Genomic DNA, 22163 nt, shown 5'->3' on the forward strand with positions numbered 1-22163 from the left:
TCATTTCAACGATTGGCTTTGCTCCAGATCAATCACGGCACGCATTTCCTCCCTTTGAAAACAACCACTTAAACACATCCCCTAGGGTATTCCCGGTTATGGGCCGGTCTGGCACACAACTTGCTATGATCAGCCATTGAGCGGACTGAGACGCGGCTAGCAAATCAGCGTGTTATCCCTCGCCCACAACAAGACACCGGAGACAACCCGTCATGGAAACCTTCTACGAGGTCATGCGCCGCAAAGGCATTTCGCGCCGCAGCTTTCTCAAATACTGCTCGCTCACGGCCACCTCGCTGGGCCTGGCGCCGTCTTTCGTGTCGCAGATCGCGCACGCCATGGAGAACAAGCCCCGCACGCCAGTGCTGTGGTTGCACGGTCTGGAGTGCACCTGCTGCACCGAGAGCTTCATCCGCAGCGCGCACCCGCTGGCCAAAGACGTGGTGCTGTCCATGATCTCGCTGGACTACGACGACACCCTCATGGCCGCCGCCGGCCACCAGGCCGAGGCGATCCTTGAAGAGATCATGACGAAATACAAAGGCCAATACATCCTCGCCGTGGAAGGCAACCCACCGTTGAACGAAGATGGCATGTTTTGCATCCAATCGGGCAAACCCTTCGTCGAAAAGCTCAAGCATGTGGCGAAAGACGCCAAGGCCATCATCGCCTGGGGCTCGTGCGCGTCGTGGGGATGTGTGCAGGCGGCCAAGCCGAACCCGACGCAGGCCACGCCGATCCACAAGGTGATCACCGACAAACCCATCATCAAGGTGCCGGGCTGCCCGCCCATCCCCGAAGTGATGACGGGCGTGATTACCTACATGCTCACCTTCGACCGCGTGCCCGAGCTGGACCGCCAGGGCCGCCCCAAGATGTTCTACAGCCAGCGCATCCACGACAAGTGTTACCGCCGGCCGCACTTCGACGCCGGACAGTTTGTCGAAGCCTGGGACGACGAGTCTGCGCGCAAAGGCTACTGCCTCTACAAGGTCGGCTGCAAAGGTCCGACCACCTACAATGCCTGCTCCACCGTGCAGTGGAACGAGGGAACGAGCTTCCCGATCAAGGCTGGCCATGGTTGCATTGGGTGCTCCGAAGACGGCTTCTGGGACAAGGGCTCGTTCTACGACCGCCTGACCGACATCCACGCCTTCGGCATCGAGGCCAATGCCGACCAGATCGGTGGTACCGCCGCCGGCGTGGTGGGGGCGGCCGTGGCGGCGCACGCCGCCATCTCGGTGGCCAAGCGCGCCCGCGACAACGCGCGCAACCCCAATGCTGGCGAGAAGACACCCGCCAACCACTGACACGACCGAGGAACAAGAACATGGGTGCTTACGAAACTCAAGGCTTTCGCATGGACAACACCGGCCGGCGCATCGTCGTCGACCCGGTGACGCGCATCGAGGGCCACATGCGCTGCGAGGTCAACCTCGACAGCAACAACGTGATCCGCAATGCCGTCTCCACCGGCACCATGTGGCGTGGCCTGGAGGTGATCCTCAAAGGCCGCGACCCGCGCGACGCCTGGGCCTTCGTGGAGCGCATCTGTGGCGTCTGCACGGGTTGCCACGCGCTCGCTTCGGTGCGCGCGGTGGAGGATGCGCTGGGCATCCGCATTCCGCTCAATGCCCATTTGATCCGCGAGATGATGGCCAAGACGCTGCAGGTGCACGACCACGCGGTGCACTTCTACCACCTGCACGCGCTCGACTGGGTGGACGTGGTCTCGGCGCTGAACGCCGACTCCAAGAAGACCAGCGAGCTGCAGCAGATGGTCTCGCCCTCGCACCCGTTGTCTTCGCCAGGCTACTTCCGCGACGTGCAGATCCGCCTGAAGCGTTTTGTTGAAAGCGGTCAGTTGGGACCGTTTGCCAATGGCTACTGGGGCTCCAAAGCCTATGTGCTGCCGCCTGAGGCGAACCTGATGGCTGTCACCCACTATCTGGAAGCGCTCGACCTGCAAAAGGAGTGGGTCAAGGTGCACACCATCTTTGGTGGCAAGAACCCTCACCCCAATTACCTGGTAGGCGGTGTGCCCTGCGCGATCAACATCGACGGCGACGGTGCGGCCGGTGCGCCGATCAACATGGAGCGCCTGAACTTCGTTCAGGCCCGCATCCAGGAAATGATTGACTTCAACAACAACGTATACGTGCCGGACGTGCTTGCCATCGGCACCATCTACAAAGAGGCCGGGTGGCTCTATGGCGGTGGCCTGTCGGCCACCAACGTGGCCGACTATGGCTCCTACGAGAAAGTGCCATACGACCACAGCACGAATCAGCTGCCCGGTGGCGTGATCCTGGATGGAGACTGGAACAAGATCCTGGAGATCGATCCACGAGATCCCGAGCAGGTGCAGGAGTTCGTGACGCACAGCTGGTATAAGTACGACGACGAGAACAAAGGCCTGCACCCCTGGGACGGCGTGACCGAGGCCAATTACACGCCCGAGGGCCCGAACTTCAAGGGCACGCGCACCAAGATCGAGAACCTCGACGAGTTGGCCAAGTACTCGTGGATCAAATCGCCGCGCTGGCGTGGCCACGCTGTGGAGGTGGGCCCGCTCTCGCGCTACATCCTGGGTTATGCGCACGCCACGCAGGGCAACAAGTTCTGCCAGCGCGTGAAGCAGCAGGTGGACGCGGCCGCGGCGGCGATCAACAGCACGATTCCGAAAGCGCTGGGCATGCCCGAGACGAAGTACAGCGCCAAGCAGCTGCTGCCCACCACCATTGGCCGAACGCTTGCGCGCGCGCTGGAGAGCCAGTACGCCGCCGAACTGATGATGGACGATTTTAAGCAGCTCGTCGGCAACATCAAGGCCGGCGACACCAGCACGGCCAACATCGAGAAGTGGGACCCAAGGACCTGGCCGAAGGAGGCCAAGGGCGTGGGCACGGTAGCCGCGCCGCGCGGCATGCTGGGCCATTGGATCCGCATCAAGGACGGCAAGATCGAGAACTACCAGTGCGTGGTGCCCACCACCTGGAACGGCTCGCCACGCGACCACAAGGGCCAGATCGGCGCCTTCGAGGCCTCGCTGATGAACACGCCCATGGTCAACCCCGAGCAACCGCTGGAGATCCTGCGCACGCTGCACAGCTTCGACCCCTGCCTAGCCTGCTCGACCCACGTGATGAGCGAGGAAGGCCGCGAGATGGCGCGCGTGGCCGTGCGCTGATCCACTCCACAAACGAGAAAAAACGAGAATCCCCCGATGAACCACACGATACAACGTCGCGCCCGCCGCTTCGCCGCCCTGGCCCTGCTGGGTGGCCTGGCCACCGCCGCCCACGCACACCCCGGCCATGGCACCAGCAGCCTGATGGAAGGCCTGGTCCACCCCTTCGGTCCTGACCACCTGCTGGCCATGGTGGCCGTGGGCATCTGGTCCGTCTCGGTCCTGCCGTCCCACAAGGCCTGGCAGGGGCCGGCCACCTTCATGTTCGCTCTGGTCTTCAGCGCCACGCTGGGCATGCTCGGCGTGACCGTGCCCTACCTGGAGCACGGCGTCTCCCTCTCAGTCATGCTGTTCGGCGCCATGCTCTTGGTGGCGCGCCGCTCCATGCCCCCGGACATCGGCCTGGGCCTGATCGTCGCGGCAGCCTCGCTGCACGGCCTGGCCCACGGCTCCGAAACGCCCGAATCGGGCTTCGCGGGCTACGCCGTCGGCTTCCTGCTCACCACCGCCGTGCTGCACGTCGGCGGCGTCTGCATCGGCCTGGCCATACGGCGCTGGCTGGCCGGGCGCTGCGGCATCGCCCTGGGCGGCCTGGGCGCCGCGCTCGGGGTGGCCGGGGTCTATCTGTTCGGCCAGCTGGCCGCCTGAACCCGTGCCCGAGCGCACCGCAAAGGAGCAAAGCATGTCCACCCTGTCCACGCAAGAACTGGCGCAGCATCGCCTGGCCGACGTCACCGGCGTCGACGACAGCGCCGTGCAGCACGGCCAAGTCACCAAGTCGGTCTACGTGTACGAGGCGCCGGTGCGCGTCTGGCACTGGATCAACGTGGGGGCCATCCTCGTGCTGTGCCTCACCGGCTATTTCATTGGCAGGCCACTGCCGACGATGCCCGGCGAGGCCAGCGCCCACTACCTAATGGGCTACATCCGCTTCGCGCACTTCGCGGCCGGTTACATCATGGCGGTCGGCCTGCTGGGCCGCGCCTACTGGGCGCTGGTGGGCAACCACCACTCGCGCGAGCTATTCTGGGTGCCGGTGTTCCAGAAGGCCTACTGGCGCGAGGTGCTGATCATGCTGCGCTGGTACGCCTTCCTGTCGGATCGGCCAGGCCGCTACGTGGGCCACAACCCGCTGGCGCGCTTCGCCATGTTCGCGGGATACCTGATGATCTCGCTGTTCATGATCATCACCGGCTTCGCGCTGTACGGCGAGGGCTCTCAGATGGGCTCGTGGCAGGAGCGTCTGTTCGGCTGGGTGATCCCGCTGTTCGGCCAGAGCCAGGACGTGCACACCTGGCACCGCATGGGCATGTGGGCGATGGTAATCTTCATCACTCTGCACGTATACGCCGCGATCCGCGAAGACATCATGGGCCGCCAAAGCATCGTGTCCACGATGATTTCTGGCCACCGCACGTTCAAAGAGTGAGCATGCGCCGCGCAACCGCCCTCAAGCTCGCCCCGGCCCTGCCGCCGGTGGGCGTGCCGCTGCGCGTACCCACGCATCCGGGGCGGTTGCTGGCGCGCACCTGCCTACAGCCGCTCTCGCTCAACCAGAGCGAGGCCGCGCGGTTGTTGGGCCTCTCGCGCTGCCGGCTGCACGAGCTGGTGCACGGCCAGCGCGCGATGTCGCCCGACACCGCGATCCGCTGCGCGCGCGTGTTCCACGTGGACGCGGGCTTCTGGCTCGCGCAGCAAGCCGCCTGGGACAGCTCCCACGCCTGGAAGCGCTTGCGCGCGGCCGCCTCCTTTCCCCACTAATTGCCTGGAGTTCCCGCATGTGTCCCACTTCGCCCAAAACCGCCTGTCACCCCAGCGGTGACCCCCCACCTTCCTCCATCTGCGTGCTCGGCATCGGCAACCTGCTGTGGGCCGACGAGGGCTTCGGCGTGCGCTGCGTCGAAGCCCTCCAGCAGCGCCATCAGTTCGCGCCGCACGTGTCGTTGGTGGATGGGGGCACGCAGGGCCTCTATTTGATCCAGCACGTGCAGGAGGCCGACCGCCTGCTGATCTTCGACGCGATCGACTACGGCCTGGCCCCCGGCACGCTGAAGCTGGTGCGCGACGACGAGGTGCCGCGTTTTCTTGGCGCGAAAAAGATGAGCCTGCACCAGACCGGTTTCCAGGAAGTGCTCTCGCTCGCGCAGCTCACCGGCCAGTACCCAGCGCAAGTGCTGCTGATCGGCTGTCAGCCGCAGGAGCTCGAGGACTACGGCGGCAGCCTGCGCCCGGTAGTGAAGGCCGCGATGGACGAGGCCCTGGCGCTGGCCGTGGCCGAGATCGCGCGCTGGGGCGGCCAACCTACACCGCGCCGCGAACCCCTGAGCGGTCGCGAGACGGTGACCATGGACGAGCTCGCGCTCGCCGCCTACGAGACCCAGCGCCCTGCGCCCGACGCGGCCTGCCGCCAGGGCGATGAGCGCTTCTTTCGGCAGGGCGCCTGACATGTGCATCGGCATGCCCATGCAGGTCACCGCCGTCGAGCCCGGCCATGCGCTGTGCGAAGGGCGCGGCGAGCGCCGCCGCGTCACCACCGCGCTGGTGGGCGAAGTGGCGCCCGGCGACTGGCTGCTGGTGTTTCTGGGCGACGCGCGCGAGCGCATCGACGCCGAGCGCGCCAGCGAGGTCAACGCTGCGCTCGATCTCGTGCTGGACGCCATGCAGGGCCAGGGCGCCGACGGCGAGGCAGGCTTCGAGCTGCCCTCGCGCATGAGTGCCGAGCAATTGCGCCAGCTCGCCCACGGTTGAATGCTTCAGGAGACATTTCATGACCACCACCGACACACCCTTGCGTCCGCTGGCCGTCACCCCGCCCAGTACCGACCCCGCCGCGCCGCTGGTGATGCGCCTGGTGCGCGACTTCGGCGCCGCGCTCGTGGACGAAACCAGCGTGGCCGACTGGGCCGCGCAGCCCGGCGACCGCGTGCTGCTGCTGGCCGGCGACGCTGTGCGTTTTCCAGAGGGCCAGGACGTGGCCGCCGTGCTGCCCGAGCTGATGAAGGTGTTCCCTGGCCGCTTCGCGGTGGCCGCCGTGCCGCGCGAGAGCGAGGACGCGGTGGCGCGCCGCTACGGCTCGCAGCGCTGGCCTTCGCTGTTGTTCTTCCGCGGCGGCCAATACGTCACCGCCATCGCCGGCATGCAGGACTGGGACGCGTACCTGCAAGGCGTGGACGCCGCGCTGCGCATGCCGCCTTCGCGCCCCCCCACCGTCGGCATTCCGGTCGTGAGCAAGACGGTTGCTTCTTCCGGCGCAACCGGTGGCTGCCACTGAACCCCTCAAGGACTCACCCGATGAAAAACTTCCCCATTCCGCTCGTGGCCCTGGGTCCGGGCACGCAACCCGGAGACGAGTCGCTCGACTACCTGCCCTTGCCCAAGGACATGAGCACCTATCGCCCGCCGGTGCTGCCCGAGCCCGAAGATCTGGTGGGCCTGGACCAGGCGCGCCACGCGCTGCAGCAGGTGCTGGCCCTGCTCGAGTGCGGTGCCGAGGGTGGTGCCCCGGGCATGGTGCCGCTGGGCGCGCTGGCGCCGCGCGATTTCCGCGTCCTCAACCAGGTGCTGGGCGAGGGCGAGTCCAGTGCGATCGTGCAGCTGGGCGCGGACAACCTCGAGGTGCGCGTGCAGGAGTCGGTGTTCGCCGGTGTGTGGCGCCTCATGACTTGGCGTCATGAAGAAGGCCGCGACGCCGTGCTGGTGGACGACTCGATCGAGGTCGGCCCGGTGCCTTCGCTGTTCGCCGCCACCGCCGCCGATGACGTGTGGGCCACCTGGCCTGTGTGGAACGGCCCGCTGCCGCCTAACGTGCAGAACGCGCCGCTGCTGGTGGACGAGATCCGCGACCAGGTGGTGCGCTGGCAGCCTGGCCAAGTCTCGCACGTGGTCAACCTCACGCTGCTGCCCGTCACGCCCGAAGACATCGGCTTCCTGGACCACCAGCTCGGCACCGGCCGCGTGCTCATGCTCTCGCGCGGGTATGGCAACTGCCGCATCTCCAACACGCGCTTGCCGAACTGCTGGCGCGTGGTGTACTACAACTCCATGGACAAGGTGATCCTCAACACGGTGGAGGTGGTGGACATGCCCGAGGTGGCGATGGCCGCGCCCGAAGACCTGAGCGATTCGCACGAGCGCCTGCGCGAAGTGATGGCCTGGCTGCCTGGCTGGAGGCGACATGAGCAGTGAACACTTCGAGGGTTTCGAAGGTTCCTACCTCGGCAAACGCGAGGTGCTGCGGCCAGACTCGCGCCTGGAATGCAAGATCTGCTGGTGGGTCTACGACCCCGCCGTGGGGGACCCGCAGTGGCAGATCCCCGCCGGCACGCCCTTCGCCGACCTGCCCTCGCACTGGCGCTGCCCGAATTGCGATTGCGAGCCCGATCAGTTCCTTCTGCTGCCATGAAGCCTCTTCTGGAACCCCGCGTGCAGGCCCTGGTCGCTTACTTCGAGCGCGTGCAAGCCGAGCGCATGCAGGGCATTCCGCTGCTCAACGCCGCGCTGCGCGTGGAGGCCATTGGTTTTGAATGGAGCACCACCGAGGGCGATGATCCGGTGGCCGAAGGCGTGCTCATCACGCCCTGGTTCATGAGCCTGGTGCGCCTGCCCGCGTTGGCCCTGCCGCACCACGGTCGGGTGGGCCGCAGCTTTGTGCGCGATTTCGGCAGCGAGCGTTTCGACTTCATCGGCGCGCACGACCCGGCCATCGGCTACCACGAGACCTGCGCGCTGTTCTCACCCATGGGCGAGTTCGCCACGCAGGCCCTGGCGCGCGAGACCGCGCGCCAGGGCCTGGCGCTCACCCGGCCCGCGCCGCAAGGGACCCCGCCACCAGTGCCCTCCCGCCGCGCCTTCTTTCTAGGAGGCCGTGCGTGACGAACCCCGTCTCCCTCGCAAGCCTGCCCCAGCTGGCGGGTGCGCTGCGCTTCACGCCGGGCGCGCCGCCGCCGCACAACCTGCAGAGCACGCGCCAGGACTGGGCCGCGCGCATGGGCCACGGCGTGCCGGCGGCGCGGCTGCCCGGGCTCATGGCCAGCTTGTTCAACCTGTGCAGCCACGCTCACCGCCTGTGCAGCCAGCTCGCCATCGGTGCGGCCGCACCTGGCCTGCAGCCGCCGCCCGATGCCGTGGCCGAGCGCCTGCGCCGCGAGACGGCGGCGGAGCACATCCGCCGCATCGGCCTGGACTGGCCGCGCCTGCTCGCGCCGGGTGATGCGCCCGTGGCGGCGCAGGCCGCCACCGCGCTGCGCAGTTGCCCCTGGCCCGCGCAGAACGACACCGACCCCTGGCCCGCGCTGCGCGACTGGCTGCAACACGCGCTGCTGCACAGGCCCGCCGCCGACTGGCTCGCGGCCTGGCAGGCCGGCGGCACCGAATGGCTCGACACCTGGGGCCAGCGCCACGGGCAGTGGTTGCCCCTGCTGCTGCGCCGCGCCCACAGCGCCGACGCCTTCGCCCCACTCACGACCGACACCGCGCTGCGCCCGCACGGCCACCCGCCCAGCCTTTGCACGCTGGGCGCCACGCTCGCGCACAAGCCCGCGTTCGCGCTGCGCCCGCTGTGGCACGGCGCCTGCGCCCACACCGGCCCCTGGAGCCGCCTCGGTGCCGTGGCCGACGGCGTGCCGCTCACGCCCTGGGCGCTGCTGGGCACGCGCATCGTCGAGTTGGCGCGCCTCGCGCTCGACAGCGATGACGCCTGCCTGGACTGGGGCGCCGTGGCCCCCGGCCCCCGGCGCGGCCTGGCCTGGATGGAGATGGCGCGCGGCCTGCTGGTGCACCAGGTCGAGGTCGACCCAGGGACGCAGCGCGTGCTGGCCTGCCGCGTGGTGGCACCCACCGAGTGGAACTTCCACCCGCAAGGCGAGGTGGCGCAGCGCCTGGCGCTGCTTGACCCCGAAATGCCCGAGTGGGAGATCACCCGGCGCGTAAACCTGCTGGTAGCCGCGTTCGACCCCTGTGTGCCCTTCACCATCGAACGCCTGGGCTCCCCCGCGCGCCCGGCGCTGCAGGAGGCCAGCCATGCATGAAGCCAGCCTGGCCGGTGGCGTGCTCCAGCTGGTGGAAGACACGGCCGCGCGCGAAGGCTTTCAGCGCCTGCTTGCGCTGCGGCTCGAGGCTGGCCAGCTCGCGGGCGTGGACGTGCGCGCGCTGCGCTTCGCGCTGGAGGCGCTCGCCCCGGGCACGCTGCTGGACGGCGCGGCGATCCAGATCGAGGAACCCCTGGGCCAGGCCTGGTGCCTGGGCTGCTCGCAGACCGTGGCCCTGGCGCAGCGCGGCGACGCCTGCCCGGCCTGCGGCTGCTTCCATTTGCAACCGACCGGCGGCGCTGAATTGCGCGTGCTGGACATGCAAGTGGCCGATGATTGAAACCCCACGAGAACAGGAGGCCGACCATGTGTGTCGTATGTGGATGCAGTGACCACCCCGCCACGCCCGAGGCCGTGCAGGTGAACTCCGCCAGCGGCGACCTGCACTTCGGTGCCGGTGCGGCGCGCGTTTCGGTGCCCGGCATGAGCCAGGCGCGCGCCATCAAGCTGGAGACCGACATCCTCGGCGCCAACAACCGCGTGGCCGCGCACAACCGCGCGCACTTCCAGGCCCACGGCGTGACCGCGCTCAACCTGGTCTCCAGCCCGGGCTCGGGCAAGACCACGCTGCTGTGCGCCACCATCGAAGCGCTCAAGGCGCACGCGCCCGGCCTGCACGTGGCGGTGATCGAGGGCGACCAGCAGACCAGCTTTGACGCCGACCGCATCCGCGCCACGGGCGCGCCCGCGATCCAGGTCAACACCGGCAAGGGCTGCCACCTCGACGCGCCCATGGTGGCCGAGGCTTTTGCGCGGCTGCACTCGCACGATGGCCACGATCACGACCATGGGCACGACCACCATCATCAAGGTGACCACGGCACGCACAGCCTACTCTTCATCGAGAACGTGGGCAACCTGGTGTGCCCCGCCGTGTGGGACCTGGGCGAGGCCGCGAAGGTGGCCATCCTCTCGGTGACCGAGGGCGAAGACAAGCCACTGAAGTACCCCGACATGTTCGCCGCCGCCTCGCTGATGGTGCTCAACAAGATCGACCTGCTGCCGCACGTGCGCTTCGACGTGGCGCGCTGCATCGAGCTTGCGCGGCGGGTGAACCCGGGCATCGAGGTGATCCAGCTCTCGGCCACCACTGGCGAGGGCATGGACGCCTGGCTGCACTGGCTGGACCACCGCATCGGCCACGATCACTACCACCCGCACGGCGAACCCAACGCCGAGGCCGCCTTGCGCGAGCGCGTGCGCCAACTCGAAGCCGAGCTCGCGCAAGCACGGGAAGCCCTGGGCAGCGCCACCGCGCACTGAAACCGACATGGCCCCCCTCCCGCCCAACGTGCTGGCCTGCGGTGCCTGGCTGAAAAACGCCGCGTGCCTGCTTGATGCACAGGGCCGGGCTCACTGGTCGGCGGTGCATGGCGACCTGAGCGACCCGGCCGCCTGCGCCGCGCTCGAAGCCTCGGCCCGCGCGCTGTTGCAGCAACATGGGCCGGTGCGGGCGGTGGCGCACGACCTGCATCCCGATTTCTTCAGCAGCCGCCTGGCCATGGACATCGCCGAAACGCTGGGCGTGCCCGCCATCGGCGTGCAGCACCACCACGCGCACATCGCTGCAGTGGTCGCCGAGCACGGCCTTGACGGCCCGGTGATCGGCCTCGCGCTCGATGGCGTGGGCCTGGGCGATGACGGCGCGGCCTGGGGCGGCGAACTGTTGCTCGTGGACGGCGCGCGGTTCCGGCGCCTGGGCCACCTGCACCCGCTGGCCCTGCCCGGTGGCGACCGCGCCGCGCGAGAACCCTGGCGGATGGCCGCCAGCGCCCTACACGCGCTGGACCGGGGCGCTCAAACCGTGCCGCGCTTTGCGCCGGTGGTGGGCGAGGCCACGGCGCGCGGCGTGCAGCAGATGCTGGAACGCGGCCTGAACTGCCCACCCACCAGCAGCGCCGGGCGCTGGTTCGACGCCGCCGCCGCCGCGCTGGGCCTGAGCGTGCGCCAAACCGAAGAGGCCGAGGCCGCCATCGCGCTCGAAGCGGCCGCCAGCCGATGGCTGGCGCAACAGCCGGCGCAAGAGCCCTTGCCCGCCACCCAGGCCGAGGTGCTCACCGACACCTTGGCCGATGGGCAGCACCGGCTTGATGTGCGCGGCCTGTTCGCCGCGCTGCTCAGTGTGGACCCCGATCGCGTGGACGCGGCGGCGGCGGGTTTTCACCTTGCGCTGGCCGATGCGCTTGCGCACTGGGCCACGCAGGCCGCGCGCGACCACGGCACGGACTATGTGTGCCTGGGCGGCGGCTGCTTCTTCAACCGTGTATTGCGCGAACGCGTGACCGAGAGCCTGCAAGGCGCCGGCCTGCGCGTGCACCTGCCCCGCACGAAGGGTTGTGGCGACGCGGGCCTGGCGCTCGGCCAGGCCTGGGTGGCCGCGCGACAGATCGAGACCATGGCCTCTGAAAACATCCCCCACGAAAAGGAAACCAAACCATGTGCCTAGCCATCCCCGCGCGGCTGGTGGAGCTGCGGCCCGACGACCAGGCCGTGGTCGACCTCGGCGGCATCCGCAAGGAGATCTCCATTGCTCTGGTGGCCGACGTGAAGGTCGGCGACTACGTGATCGTGCACGTGGGCCACGCCATCGGCACCATCGACCCCGAAGAGGCGGAGCGCACGTTGGCGCTGTTCGCCGAGATGGCGGCCATGAATGTGGGGGCGGACGTGCTTCCATGAAATACATCGACGAATTCCGCGACGGCGACATCGCCAAACAGATCGGAGCGCGCATCGCGGCCGAGGCCGACCCGGCACGCACCTACAGCTTCATGGAGTTCTGCGGTGGCCACACGCACGCCATTTCGCGCTACGGCGTGAGCGAACTGCTGCCGGCCAATGTGCGCATGATCCACGGCCCGGGCTGTCCGGTTTGCGTACTGCCGATCGGCCGCGTCGACATGGCGATCAAGCTGGCGCTTGAACACGACGTGATCGTCTGCACCTATGGCGACACGATGCGCGTGCCGGCCTCCGACAGCCTGTCGCTGACCAAAGCGAAGGCGCGTGGCGGCGACGTCCGCATGGTGTATTCGGCGGCCGACGCGCTGACCGTCGCCCGCGACAACCCGGAGCGTCAGGTGGTGTTCTTCGCCATCGGCTTCGAAACGACGACGCCGCCGACCGCGCTCGCCATCCTGCGCGCGCAGCGCGAGGGGCTGAAGAATTTCAGCGTGCTGTGCTGCCACGTGCTAACCCCGTCGGCCATCACCCACATCCTGGAATCACCGGAAGTACGTCAGTACGGCACGGTGCCGATCGATGGCTTCATCGGTCCGGCGCACGTGAGCATCGTCATCGGCGCCGCGCCCTACGAGCATTTCGCCGAGGAATACCGCAAGCCGGTCGTGATCGCCGGCTTCGAGCCGCTGGACGTGATGCAGGCCATCCTGATGCTGGTGCGTCAGGTGAATGAGGGCCGCGCTCACGTCGAGAACGAATTCACCCGCGCGGTCGACCGTGACGGCAACCTCGCCGCGCAGCAGAAGGTGTCGGAGGTGTTCGAGCTGCGGCCAAGCTTCGAATGGCGCGGCCTGGGCGAAGTGCCGTACAGCGCGCTGAAGATACGGCCGGCCTTCGCCGAGTTCGACGCCGAGCGCCGCTTCGATGTCGGCTACCGGCCGGTGGCCGACAACAAGGCCTGCGAGTGCGGCGCGATTCTGCGCGGCGTCAAGAAGCCGACCGACTGCAAGATTTTCGGCACCGTGTGCACGCCGGAAAACCCGGTCGGCTCCTGCATGGTGTCGAGCGAGGGGGCGTGCGCGGCGCATTACGCGTACGGCCGATTCAAGGACATTCCGGTGGTGACAGCATGAACGCGAGAGACGACAGCAAGGGCGGCACCGTGCGCGCCGGCTATGTCCGGCCGCTGGACATCCGCAACGGCCGCATCGACATGGGCCACGGCGCCGGCGGTCGCGCCGCCGCGCAACTGATCGAGGAAATCTTCCTCGCCGCCTTCGACAATCCCTTCCTGCGCCAGGGCAACGACGGCGCGTCGGTCGCCATTCCGCAGGGCAGCCGCCTGGTGATGGCGACCGACGCGCACGTCATTTCGCCGCTGTTCTTCCCCGGCGGCGACATCGGTGCGCTCAGCGTGCACGGCACGGTGAACGACGTGGCGATGATGGGTGCGACGCCGCTCTACTTGTCCGCCAGTTTCATCCTAGAAGAGGGCTTTCCGCTGGCCGACCTGAAGCGCATCGTGCAGTCGATGGCGGCGGCGGCGCGCGAAGCCGGCGTCGCGGTGGTCACCGGCGACACCAAGGTGGTGGAGCAGGGCAAGGGGGACGGCGTGTTCATCAGCACCACCGGTGTCGGCGTCGTACCGCACGGTATCGACGTGTCGGGCGCGAACGCGCGGCCGGGCGACGTCATCCTGCTGTCGGGCACCGTGGGCGATCACGGCGTGGCGGTGCTGTCGCAGCGCGAATCGCTGGAGTTCGAAACGACCATCGTGTCGGACACCGCGGCGCTGAACGGCCTGGTCGCCGACATGCTCGTCGCCTGTCCGGCGATCCGCACGCTGCGTGACCCGACCCGCGGCGGGCTGGCCACCACGCTGAACGAAATCGCCCGCCAGTCTGCTGTCGGCATGCTGCTCGACGAGGCAGCGATTCCGGTCAAGCCCCAAGTCGATGCGGCCTGCGAACTGCTGGGGCTGGACCCGCTGTACGTGGCCAACGAAGGCAAACTGGTCGCGGTGTGTGCGCCCGAGGCGGCCGAGGCCGTGCTCGCCGCCATGCGCGCGCACCCGCTGGGCGCCGAGGCCGCGCGCATCGGCGAGGTCACCACCGACCCGCACCACTTCGTGCAGATGGCCACGCGCTTCGGTGGCCGGCGCGTGGTGGACTGGCTCAGCGGCGAACAGCTGCCACGGATATGTTGACCCCCCTGCGTCGCCTTCGGTGCCTCCCCCGAGGGGGCGACACCTGGGGCCGGCGGAGCCGGACCCTCGGTGTCTCTGCAAGAAGGCATTTCGCTCAGACAGAGGCCTCTGATGTCGTCGCCCATTTTTAGAAAAACCGCCCGAGGCCGTGCCGAGATCAAGCAGCGCTCGGACCGCGTCCCGGCAGCCATGCGCTCGGTGTTGATCATGGTCAATGGCAGCGACAGCCTCGCCATGCTGGCCGCGCGCGGCGTGCCCCAGCTGCGAGACCATTTGGAGGCCCTGCTCACGCTGGGCCTGATCGAGCTCGTGCCGGTTCCGTCCGAACAACCCGTCTCTCTGGACATGCTCGCGGCGTTCTGCCGTCAAGCGCATACACGGCTGACGCCCTACTTCAGCCCCGACACCGCCAGCGTGGTGCGGCCTTTGCGCGACGCACGCACGGTGGCCGCGTTCAACGCGGCGCTGGACGACATCCAGGCGCGCCTGGCCACTTACCTGGGCCGCAAGCTCGCCGCGAACGCACTGCAAGGGCTTCGGCCACCGCCATGAGCACCACCCCGGTCCCCGGTCTGCGCATCCTGCTGCTGTGCCACAGCTTCAACAGCCTCACGCAACGGCTGTTCGCCGAGTTGCGCGCGCGCGGCCACCGGGTGAGCGTGGAGCTGGACATCAACGACCAAGTCACCGAAGAGGCCGTGGCGCTGTTCCGGCCTGACTTCGTCCTGGCGCCCTTCCAGAAGCGGCGCATCCCGGAGTCGGTGTGGCGCGCCCTGCCCTGTTTCGTCGTGCATCCGGGGCCGCCGGGCGACCGCGGTCCAGCCGCGCTCGACTGGGCCATCGTCGATGGGCAGCGCGAATGGGGCGTCACCGTGCTGCAGGCGGATGGCGATTTCGACGCCGGCCCGGTATGGGGGGCCGCCACCTTCCCGCTGCGTGCGGCGTCGAAGGGCGCGATCTACCGGCGCGAGGTGACCGAGGCGGCCGTCGCGGCGACGCTGCAGGCGCTCGCCCGCTTCACTGCCGGCGACGCGCCGCAGAAAAGTGCGCCCGCCGCCGACGGTTGGCGCGGTGTGCTGCCGCAGTCGCGTCGCGCCATCGACTGGTCGCGCGACGACAGCACAACGGTGCTGGCGAAGATACGCGCGTCCGACGGCCAGCCCGGCGTGGTCGATGCACTGTTCGGCCAGCCCTGCCGGCTGTTCGACGCGCACCCGGCGACGCTGGAGGCGCTGGCCGGTTTCGGTGGCGCGCCGGGCGATGTGCTGGCGCAGCGCGACGGCGCGCTGCTGCGCCGGACCGTCGATGGCGGTGTCTGGATAGGGCGCGTGTCGGTCGCGCTCGGCGATGCCGCGTCGCCGATCAAGCTGCCGGCGACGCAGGCCTTTGCGGCGGAGGCGGCGGCGCTGCCCGAGCGCGCCGCGCCGCTCACGCGGGCGGCTGATGAGTGGGGCGAGCTGCGCTACACCGAGCACGGCGAGCAGGGCGCCCGCGTCGGCGTGCTGAGTTTCGACTTCTACAATGGCGCGATGTCCACCGCGCAATGCCAGCGCCTGCGCGACGCGCTGGTCGAGGTGAAGCGGCGCGACACGCAGCTGCTGCTGATTGCCGGTGGCGACGGTTTCTTCAGCAATGGCATCGATCTCAACTGCATCGAGGCGGCGGCGCATCGCGACGGCGGCAGTGCGGCTGACGAATCGTGGCGCAACATCAACGCGATGAACGACGTCGTGCTGGAAATCATCACCACCACCGACAGCCTCACTGTGTCGCTGCTGCGCGGCAACGCCGGTGCCGGCGGCGCCTTCCTCGCGCTGGCGGCGGACGAGGTGTGGGCGCAGCGCGGCGTCATGCTGAACCCGCACTACAAGAACATGGGCAATCTGTACGGCTCCGAGTACTGGACCTATCTGGCGCCGCGCCGGCTTGGCGCCGACGGCGCGCGTGCGCTGATGCAGAGCCGGCTGCCGCTGTCCGCACCCGAGGCATTGCGCATCGGCTTCGTCGACCGCTGCCTCGACGTGCCGGCCGGCGATGCCCTCGATGCGGCGGTGCAGGAAGCCCGGCTGCTGGCCGCGTCGTACAATCTGCGCGATCGCGTCATGCGCAAGCAGATCGAGCGCGCGGCCCACGAAGCCGAACGACCGCTCGCCGATTACCGCAAGGAAGAACTGTCCCGCATGCACCGCAATTTCTACGGTTTCGACCCCAGCTACCACGTCGCGCGCCACCACTTCGTGCACAAGCTGCCGCATGCCTGGACGCCGCGTCATCTGGCCGTGCACCGCGAGGTTGCTGCGCGATGAACGCCCGCCTGCGCGTGCCCACCGTGCTGGTGGTCGATGACGAGGTGCGCTCGCAGGACGCGATGCGCCGCACGCTGGAAGAGGACTTCACCGTACTCACCGCCAGCGGCGCCGACGAGGCGCGCGGCCTGCTGCAGCGCCAGCTGATGAGCGTGATCCTGTGCGACCAGCGCATGCTACAATTTCCCGCAGAGGCTGTCGGCCAAACAGGCCACCCGCGAGCGCGACAAACACCGTCCCCCGCTGACCCACCACCGCGAACAGAACTCGTGCGCATGCATCGCAATTTCTACGGCTTCGACCCCAGCTACCACGTGGCGCGCTACCATTTCTTGCACAAATGGCTGCACTCCTGGACGCGGTGCCATCTTGCCGTGCACCGATGAACGCGCCTTTCCCCAACAACGACCTGCCCACCGTGCTGGTGGTGGACGACGAGGTGCGCTCGCAGGACGCGATACGCCGCACGCTGGAAGAGGACTTCACCGTTCTCACCGCCAGCAGCGCCGACGAGGCTCGCGGCCTGCTGCAGCGCCATCCGGTGAGCGTGATCCTGTGCGACCAGCGCATGCCCGGCATGACCGGCGTGAGCTTCCTCAAAGAAGTGCGCGAGCGCTGGCCCAACGCGGTGCGCATCATGATCTCGGGCTACACCGACAGCGAAGACATCATCGCCGGCATCAATGAGGCCGGCATCTACCAGTACATCGTTAAGCCCTGGGCACCCGATCACCTGCTGGACTCGGTGCGCAACGCGGTCGAGGCGCAGGCCCTGCAGCGCCAGACCAGCCGACTCGACCTGGAACTGCGCACCAGCACCGGCGTGCTGCGCCAGCGCACCGCCACCCAGATCGACCGGGCGCGCGCCAGCTTCGACTTCGATCGCATCGTGCGCGCCCCCGGCAGCCCGCTGGACGCGGTCTGCGCCATGGCGCAGCGCGTAGCGCGTTACGACATCCCGGTGCTGGTGCTCGGCGAAACAGGCACCGGCAAGGAGCTGCTGGCGCGCGCGATCCACTACGCCTCGCCGCGCCTGGCCGGACCTTTCGTGGTGGAGAACTGCGCGGCCATTCCTGACACGCTGATTGAGTCCGAGCTGTTCGGCCACAAGCGCGGCGCCTTCACCGGCGCCTACGAAGACCACCCCGGCCTGTTCCAGCGCGCGCACAGCGGCACCGTGTTCCTTGACGAGATCGGCGAAACCTCGCCCGCCTTCCAGGTGCGGCTGCTGCGCGTGCTGCAGGAAGGCGAGGTGCGGCCCGTCGGTGGCGCGCGCCCGGTACCGGTGGACGTACGCGTGATCGCCGCCACCCACCGCGACCTGGAGCAGCGCGTGCGCGAAGGCCTGTTCCGCGAAGACCTGTACTACCGCCTGGCGGGCGTGAGCATCACCGTGCCGCCGCTGCGCGAGCGCGCGGCCGACATCGCACCCATCGCGCGCCAGCTGCTGCAGGACGTAGCGCACGAACTCGGCCACCCCGGCGCCACCCTGCCCGACGCGACGCTGGCCTGCCTGCTGGCCTACCCCTGGCCCGGCAACATCCGCGAACTGCGCAACGAGATCGCGCGCGCTCTCGCGCTGCAGGACGGTAGCGCGCTCGAAGCTGCCGCCTTCTCGGCGCGCGTGCTGCAGGGCCACGGGCAGGGCGGTGACGACCTGCAGGCAGCCCTGCCCACCAGCGGCACTCTGGCCGAGCGGCTGGACGTGATCGAGGCCATGGTGCTGCGCGAGACGCTGCAGCGGCACCGCTGGAACAAGACCCGCGTGGCGCAGGAACTGGGCCTCTCCCGCGTGGGCCTGCGCGGCAAGATGCTGCGCCTGGGATTGGAGAAGTGACATGGCTCTGAACGTCCTTTGGCTCCAGAGTGGCGGGTGCGGCGGCTGCAGCATGTCGCTGCTGTGCGCCGACACGACCGACTTCCAGGGCCACCTGCGCGACGCGGGCGTGAACCTGCTGTGGCACCCCTCGCTCTCGATGGAAACCGGCGATGAGCTGCTGGAGCTGCTGGACGCCGTGCTCGACGGCCGCACGCGGCTGGATGCGCTGTGTGTCGAAGGCTCGCTGCTGCGCGGGCCCCACGGCACCGGGCGCTTCCACATGCTGGCCGGCACGCAGCTGCCCATGATCGAGTGGGTCAAACGCCTGAGCGCGTGCGCGAAACACGTGGTGGCCGTGGGCAGCTGTGCGGCCTGGGGCGGCATCACGGCCGGTGGCGACAACCCCACCGACGCTTGCGGCCTGCAGTACGAGGACGACGAAGCCGGCGGCCTGCTGGGTGCAGCCTTCCGCTCGTCCAGCGGCCTGCCGGTGATCAACATTGCGGGCTGCCCCACCCACCCGAGCTGGGTGATCGATACGCTGATGGCGCTGGCCGCCGACGGCTTCACCGCCAGCGACCTCGACCCGCTGAACCGCCCGCGCTTCTACGCCGACCAGCTGGTGCACCACGGCTGCACACGTAACGAGTACTACGAGTTCAAGGCCAGCGCGGAGAAGCCGTCGGACCTGGGCTGCATGATGGAGCACATGGGCTGCAAGGGCACGCAGGTGCACGCCGACTGCAACACGCGGCTGTGGAACGGCGAGGGCTCGTGCACACGCGGCGGTTACGCCTGCATCGCCTGTACCGAGCCCGGCTTCCAGGAGCCGGGCCACCCCTTCCACCAGACGCCCAAGCTCGCCGGCATCCCGATCGGCCTGCCCACCGACATGCCCAAGGCCTGGTTCGTCGCGCTGGCCTCGCTCTCCAAGAGCGCCACGCCCAAGCGCGTGAAACACAACGCCGTGGCCGACCACCTGGTGGTGACGCCAGCCATTCGCAAGACAAGACTGAAATGACGCGCCTGCTCGTCGGCCCTTTCAACCGCGTCGAGGGCGATCTCGAAGTCCAGCTCGACGTGCTGGGCGACCGCGTGGCCTCGGCTCAGGTCAACGCCACCATGTACCGCGGCTTCGAGCAGATCCTGCAGGGCAAGGCGCCGCACGACGCGCTGATCTACGTGCCGCGCATCTGCGGCATCTGCTCAGTGTCGCAGTCGGTGGCCTCGGCGCGCGCGCTGGCCGCGCTCGGCGGCATCGCCATGCCGGCCAACGGCCAGCACGCGAGCAACGTGATCCTGGCAACCGAGAACCTAGCCGACCACCTCACGCATTTCTACTTGTTCTTCATGCCGGACTTCACACGCCCGGTGTATGCGGCCCGCGCCTGGCACGCCGAGGCGGTGCGCCGCTTCGCGCCGAACCACGGCGGGCAGGTGCGCGCGGCCACAGCGGCGCGGCAGCGCTGGCTCACGCTGCTGGGCACGCTGGGCGGCAAGTGGCCGCACACGCAGTCCATCGAGCCGGGCGGCTCCACGCGCCCCATTGACGCGGCCGAGCGCGTGCGCCTGCTCTCGCGCGTGCGCGAGTTCCGCGCCTTCCTGGAGCGCAATCTGTTCGCGGCGCCGCTGGAAGCCGTCACCGCCATCGCCCGCGAAGACGCGCTGTGGGACTGGCACGCGCAGGACCCGCTGGGCGGCGACCTGCGCTTCTTCCTCACGCTGGTGCGCGACCTGCAACTGCAGACCCTGGGCCCGGGCCCAGGGCGTTACCTGAGTTACGGCGCCTACGCCCAGCCCGGGGGCGGTTTCGCGCTGCCCGGCGGCGTGTGGCGTGCCGACGCCGCGCGGTTGGACGCCGTGGACGCTGCCGCCATCACCGAGGACGCCACGCACACCTGGCTGGCTGACAGCGCCGGCCCGCTGCACCCGCTGGTAGGCCAGACGAAGCCCGACCCCGGCAAGGCGCGCGGCTACACCTGGAACAAGGCGCCGCGCTTGGCGGGTGAGGTGGTGGAGACCGGCGCGATCGCGCGCCAGCTCGCGGCCGGCCACCCACTGGTGCGCGACGCGGTGGCGCGGCATGGCGGCAACGTCTACACCCGAGTGCTAGCGCGCGCGCTCGAGCTCGCGCGCGTGGTGCCGATGATGGAAGACTGGCTGCGCGCGCTGCGCCCCACCGAGCCGTTCTGCGTGCCCTCGGACTTGCCCGACGAGGGCAGCGGCATGGGCCTGTCGGAGGCCGCGCGCGGTAGCCTGGGCCACTGGGTGGTGGTGCGGCGCGGGCGCATCGCCAACTACCAGATCGTCGCGCCCACGAGCTGGAATTTTTCTCCGCGCGACGCCACCGGCATACCCGGCGCGCTTGAGCAGGCGCTGGTGGATGCGCCTGTGCGCGAGGGCGAGAAAACACCGGTGGCTGTGCAGCACATCGTGCGCTCTTTCGATCCCTGCATGGTCTGCACGGTGCACTAGATGACCAACAAAAAAACGCGCGCGAAGAGTCCCTGGCCCAACCTGCCGATGGAGGGGGTGGACGAGTCCACCTGGGTGGACGTGATCCAAAAGATGGACGAGGTGTACACGCGCCTGATCGACGACGAGGTCGAACTCGAGAAGAAGAACGCCGAGCTGGAGTCGTCGCAGCAGTTCATCTTCAGCGTGCTCACTTCGATGTCGGACGTGCTGGTGGTCTGCGACGCGAACGGCGTGATCGAACAGGCCAACGCCGCGCTGTGCGAGTTGGCTGGCCGGCCCGAGGAGCAACTGCGCGGCACGCCGCTGTATGCCCTGCTGGCAGATGCGCAGAGCCAGGAGCTGGCGCGCGCCGCCATGGAGAAGGCCGACGCGCCGCGCGCCGGCGAGGGCTTCGAACTCAACCTGCTGGACCGCGCGGGACAGGCCGTGTCGGTGGATGCCAACTGCACGCCGCGCATCGGCGAGCGGGGCCGACGCGTGGGCACAGTGTGGGTGGGCCGGCCCACGGCTGAACTCAAGCGCGCGTACCACGAGATGCGCGCCGCCCACGAAGCGCTCAAGCGCACGCAGCAGCAGCTTCTGCACTCGGAAAAGCTGGCCTCGCTGGGCCAGCTGGTGGCCGGCGTGGCACACGAGCTCAACAACCCGATCAGCTTCGTGCTGGGCAACGTGCACGCGCTCAGCAAGTATAGCGACCGCCTGCGGACCTACCTGGCCGCGATACACGCGCACGAACCCAAGGCCGTGCTGGCCGAGATGCGCCGCAAGCTGCGCATCGAGCACCTGCTGGCCGACTTGCCCTCGCTGATCGAGGGCACGCTCGAAGGCGCGCAGCGCACGGCCGACATCGTGCACGGCCTCAAGCGCTTCTCGGCCATGGATTCCGAAGAGCGCAAGCCTGTCAACCTGCCGGAGGTGATCGAGCGCGCGATCCACTGGGTGCAGAAGGGCCGCTCCGCGCCGGTGGATGTGCAATGGGAAACGGGTCCCCCCCTCACGGTGATGGGTAGCGCCGGCCAGCTACAGCAGGTGATGATGAACCTGCTGCAGAACGGCTTCGACGCCGTGGGTCAGAACGAGGCGCCACACATCTGGGTAACGGTGGGCCACGCCGACGGCATGGTGCGCGTGGTGTTGCGCGACAACGGCCCGGGCATTCCGCCCGAGCATCTGCTGCGCATCTTCGACCCCTTCTTCACCACCAAGCCGGTGGGCAAGGGCACCGGCCTGGGCCTGTCGATCAGCTACGGCATCGTCGAACAGCACGGCGGCCGGCTGAGCGCGCGCAACGCCGAAGGTGGTGGCGCGGAGTTCGTACTGGAACTGCCGCTGGCCTGAGCCGCATCAATCCGGTGGCCGCGCCGACGCCGGCAGGAAGCCGCTGTCGCGCATCGCG

At 68.8% G+C, this 22163-nt stretch carries 24 protein-coding genes and 1 pseudogene; all 25 read left to right on the forward strand.

The window, feature by feature from the left end:
- Positions 1-212: 212 nt before the first annotated feature.
- Positions 213-1310 carry a hydrogenase small subunit gene (locus tag AVE30378_RS21760; RefSeq protein ID WP_129243176.1) on the forward strand — a complete coding sequence of 366 codons (1098 nt, stop codon included), beginning with the start codon at positions 213-215 and terminating at the stop codon, positions 1308-1310.
- Positions 1311-1330: 20 nt separating this feature from the next.
- Positions 1331-3190 (forward strand): nickel-dependent hydrogenase large subunit, encoded by a 1860-nt coding sequence (locus AVE30378_RS21765; protein WP_129243178.1) that lies wholly within the window; start codon positions 1331-1333, stop codon positions 3188-3190.
- 36 nt (positions 3191-3226) lie between these two features.
- Positions 3227-3838, forward strand: coding sequence for a HupE/UreJ family protein (locus tag AVE30378_RS21770; RefSeq protein WP_129243180.1), 612 nt, complete (start codon positions 3227-3229; stop codon positions 3836-3838).
- A 34-nt stretch (positions 3839-3872) separates the two neighbouring features.
- The gene (cybH, locus tag AVE30378_RS21775; protein ID WP_129243182.1) at positions 3873-4619 is read left to right on the forward strand and encodes a Ni/Fe-hydrogenase, b-type cytochrome subunit; all 747 of its coding nucleotides are present in this window, start codon (positions 3873-3875) and stop codon (positions 4617-4619) included.
- A gap of 2 nt (positions 4620-4621) precedes the next feature.
- Positions 4622-4951: a HigA family addiction module antitoxin gene (locus AVE30378_RS21780; protein WP_208742419.1), complete on the forward strand. Its 330-nt coding sequence runs from the start codon at positions 4622-4624 to the stop codon at positions 4949-4951.
- Positions 4952-4968: 17 nt separating this feature from the next.
- Positions 4969-5634: a HyaD/HybD family hydrogenase maturation endopeptidase gene (locus AVE30378_RS21785; protein WP_129243184.1), complete on the forward strand. Its 666-nt coding sequence runs from the start codon at positions 4969-4971 to the stop codon at positions 5632-5634.
- A 1-nt stretch (position 5635) separates the two neighbouring features.
- Complete coding sequence (locus AVE30378_RS21790; protein WP_129243185.1) at positions 5636-5938, forward strand: HypC/HybG/HupF family hydrogenase formation chaperone; 303 nt, start codon at positions 5636-5638, stop codon at positions 5936-5938.
- Between the two features lie 19 nt (positions 5939-5957).
- Positions 5958-6461, forward strand: coding sequence for a thioredoxin domain-containing protein (locus AVE30378_RS21795; protein ID WP_129243187.1), 504 nt, complete (start codon positions 5958-5960; stop codon positions 6459-6461).
- Positions 6462-6481: 20 nt separating this feature from the next.
- Positions 6482-7375, forward strand: a complete 894-nt coding sequence (locus tag AVE30378_RS21800) for a hydrogenase expression/formation protein (RefSeq protein WP_129243189.1) — start codon at positions 6482-6484, stop codon at positions 7373-7375.
- Complete coding sequence (locus AVE30378_RS21805; RefSeq protein WP_129243191.1) at positions 7365-7592, forward strand: rubredoxin; 228 nt, start codon at positions 7365-7367, stop codon at positions 7590-7592. Before AVE30378_RS21800 ends, AVE30378_RS21805 begins: the two co-directional genes overlap by 11 nt.
- Complete coding sequence (hybE, locus tag AVE30378_RS21810; RefSeq protein ID WP_129243193.1) at positions 7589-8062, forward strand: [NiFe]-hydrogenase assembly chaperone HybE; 474 nt, start codon at positions 7589-7591, stop codon at positions 8060-8062. The genes AVE30378_RS21805 and hybE overlap by 4 nt, the downstream gene beginning before the upstream one ends.
- Positions 8059-9216, forward strand: coding sequence for a hydrogenase formation protein (locus AVE30378_RS21815; RefSeq protein ID WP_129243196.1), 1158 nt, complete (start codon positions 8059-8061; stop codon positions 9214-9216). The genes hybE and AVE30378_RS21815 overlap by 4 nt, the downstream gene beginning before the upstream one ends.
- Complete coding sequence (locus tag AVE30378_RS21820; RefSeq protein WP_129243198.1) at positions 9209-9556, forward strand: hydrogenase maturation nickel metallochaperone HypA/HybF; 348 nt, start codon at positions 9209-9211, stop codon at positions 9554-9556. The genes AVE30378_RS21815 and AVE30378_RS21820 overlap by 8 nt, the downstream gene beginning before the upstream one ends.
- A gap of 26 nt (positions 9557-9582) precedes the next feature.
- Positions 9583-10539 carry a hydrogenase nickel incorporation protein HypB gene (hypB, locus tag AVE30378_RS21825; protein WP_129243200.1) on the forward strand — a complete coding sequence of 319 codons (957 nt, stop codon included), beginning with the start codon at positions 9583-9585 and terminating at the stop codon, positions 10537-10539.
- A gap of 7 nt (positions 10540-10546) precedes the next feature.
- Positions 10547-11722 carry a Kae1-like domain-containing protein gene (locus AVE30378_RS21830; RefSeq protein ID WP_129243202.1) on the forward strand — a complete coding sequence of 392 codons (1176 nt, stop codon included), beginning with the start codon at positions 10547-10549 and terminating at the stop codon, positions 11720-11722.
- Entirely contained in the window at positions 11713-11955 is a 243-nt protein-coding gene (locus tag AVE30378_RS21835) for a HypC/HybG/HupF family hydrogenase formation chaperone (protein WP_129243204.1), read from the forward strand. The genes AVE30378_RS21830 and AVE30378_RS21835 overlap by 10 nt, the downstream gene beginning before the upstream one ends.
- Positions 11952-13091: a hydrogenase formation protein HypD gene (hypD, locus tag AVE30378_RS21840; RefSeq protein WP_129243206.1), complete on the forward strand. Its 1140-nt coding sequence runs from the start codon at positions 11952-11954 to the stop codon at positions 13089-13091. Before AVE30378_RS21835 ends, hypD begins: the two co-directional genes overlap by 4 nt.
- Positions 13088-14164: a hydrogenase expression/formation protein HypE gene (gene hypE, locus AVE30378_RS21845; protein WP_129243208.1), complete on the forward strand. Its 1077-nt coding sequence runs from the start codon at positions 13088-13090 to the stop codon at positions 14162-14164. Before hypD ends, hypE begins: the two co-directional genes overlap by 4 nt.
- Before the next feature lie 111 nt (positions 14165-14275).
- On the forward strand, positions 14276-14716 hold the full coding sequence (locus AVE30378_RS21850; RefSeq protein ID WP_129243211.1) for a hypothetical protein: 441 nt from the start codon (positions 14276-14278) through the stop codon (positions 14714-14716).
- On the forward strand, positions 14713-16470 hold the full coding sequence (locus tag AVE30378_RS21855) for an enoyl-CoA hydratase-related protein (protein WP_129243212.1): 1758 nt from the start codon (positions 14713-14715) through the stop codon (positions 16468-16470). The genes AVE30378_RS21850 and AVE30378_RS21855 overlap by 4 nt, the downstream gene beginning before the upstream one ends.
- Positions 16467-16646, forward strand: a pseudogene (locus AVE30378_RS21860) (response regulator); the annotation flags it as partial. The gene AVE30378_RS21855 and the pseudogene AVE30378_RS21860, both read left to right, overlap by 4 nt.
- Positions 16647-16852: 206 nt before the next feature.
- Entirely contained in the window at positions 16853-18307 is a 1455-nt protein-coding gene (locus tag AVE30378_RS21865; RefSeq protein ID WP_129243276.1) for a sigma-54-dependent transcriptional regulator, read from the forward strand.
- Between the two features lies 1 nt (position 18308).
- Entirely contained in the window at positions 18309-19310 is a 1002-nt protein-coding gene (locus tag AVE30378_RS21870; RefSeq protein WP_208742420.1) for an NADH-quinone oxidoreductase subunit B family protein, read from the forward strand.
- Positions 19307-20764 carry a nickel-dependent hydrogenase large subunit gene (locus AVE30378_RS21875; RefSeq protein WP_129243214.1) on the forward strand — a complete coding sequence of 486 codons (1458 nt, stop codon included), beginning with the start codon at positions 19307-19309 and terminating at the stop codon, positions 20762-20764. The genes AVE30378_RS21870 and AVE30378_RS21875 overlap by 4 nt, the downstream gene beginning before the upstream one ends.
- On the forward strand, positions 20765-22105 hold the full coding sequence (locus AVE30378_RS21880) for a sensor histidine kinase (RefSeq protein WP_129243216.1): 1341 nt from the start codon (positions 20765-20767) through the stop codon (positions 22103-22105). It begins immediately after the preceding gene.
- The last annotated feature ends 58 nt before the right edge of the window (positions 22106-22163 follow it).

The organism is Achromobacter veterisilvae, from assembly GCF_900496975.1.
Classification (GTDB): domain Bacteria; phylum Pseudomonadota; class Gammaproteobacteria; order Burkholderiales; family Burkholderiaceae_B; genus Achromobacter; species Achromobacter veterisilvae.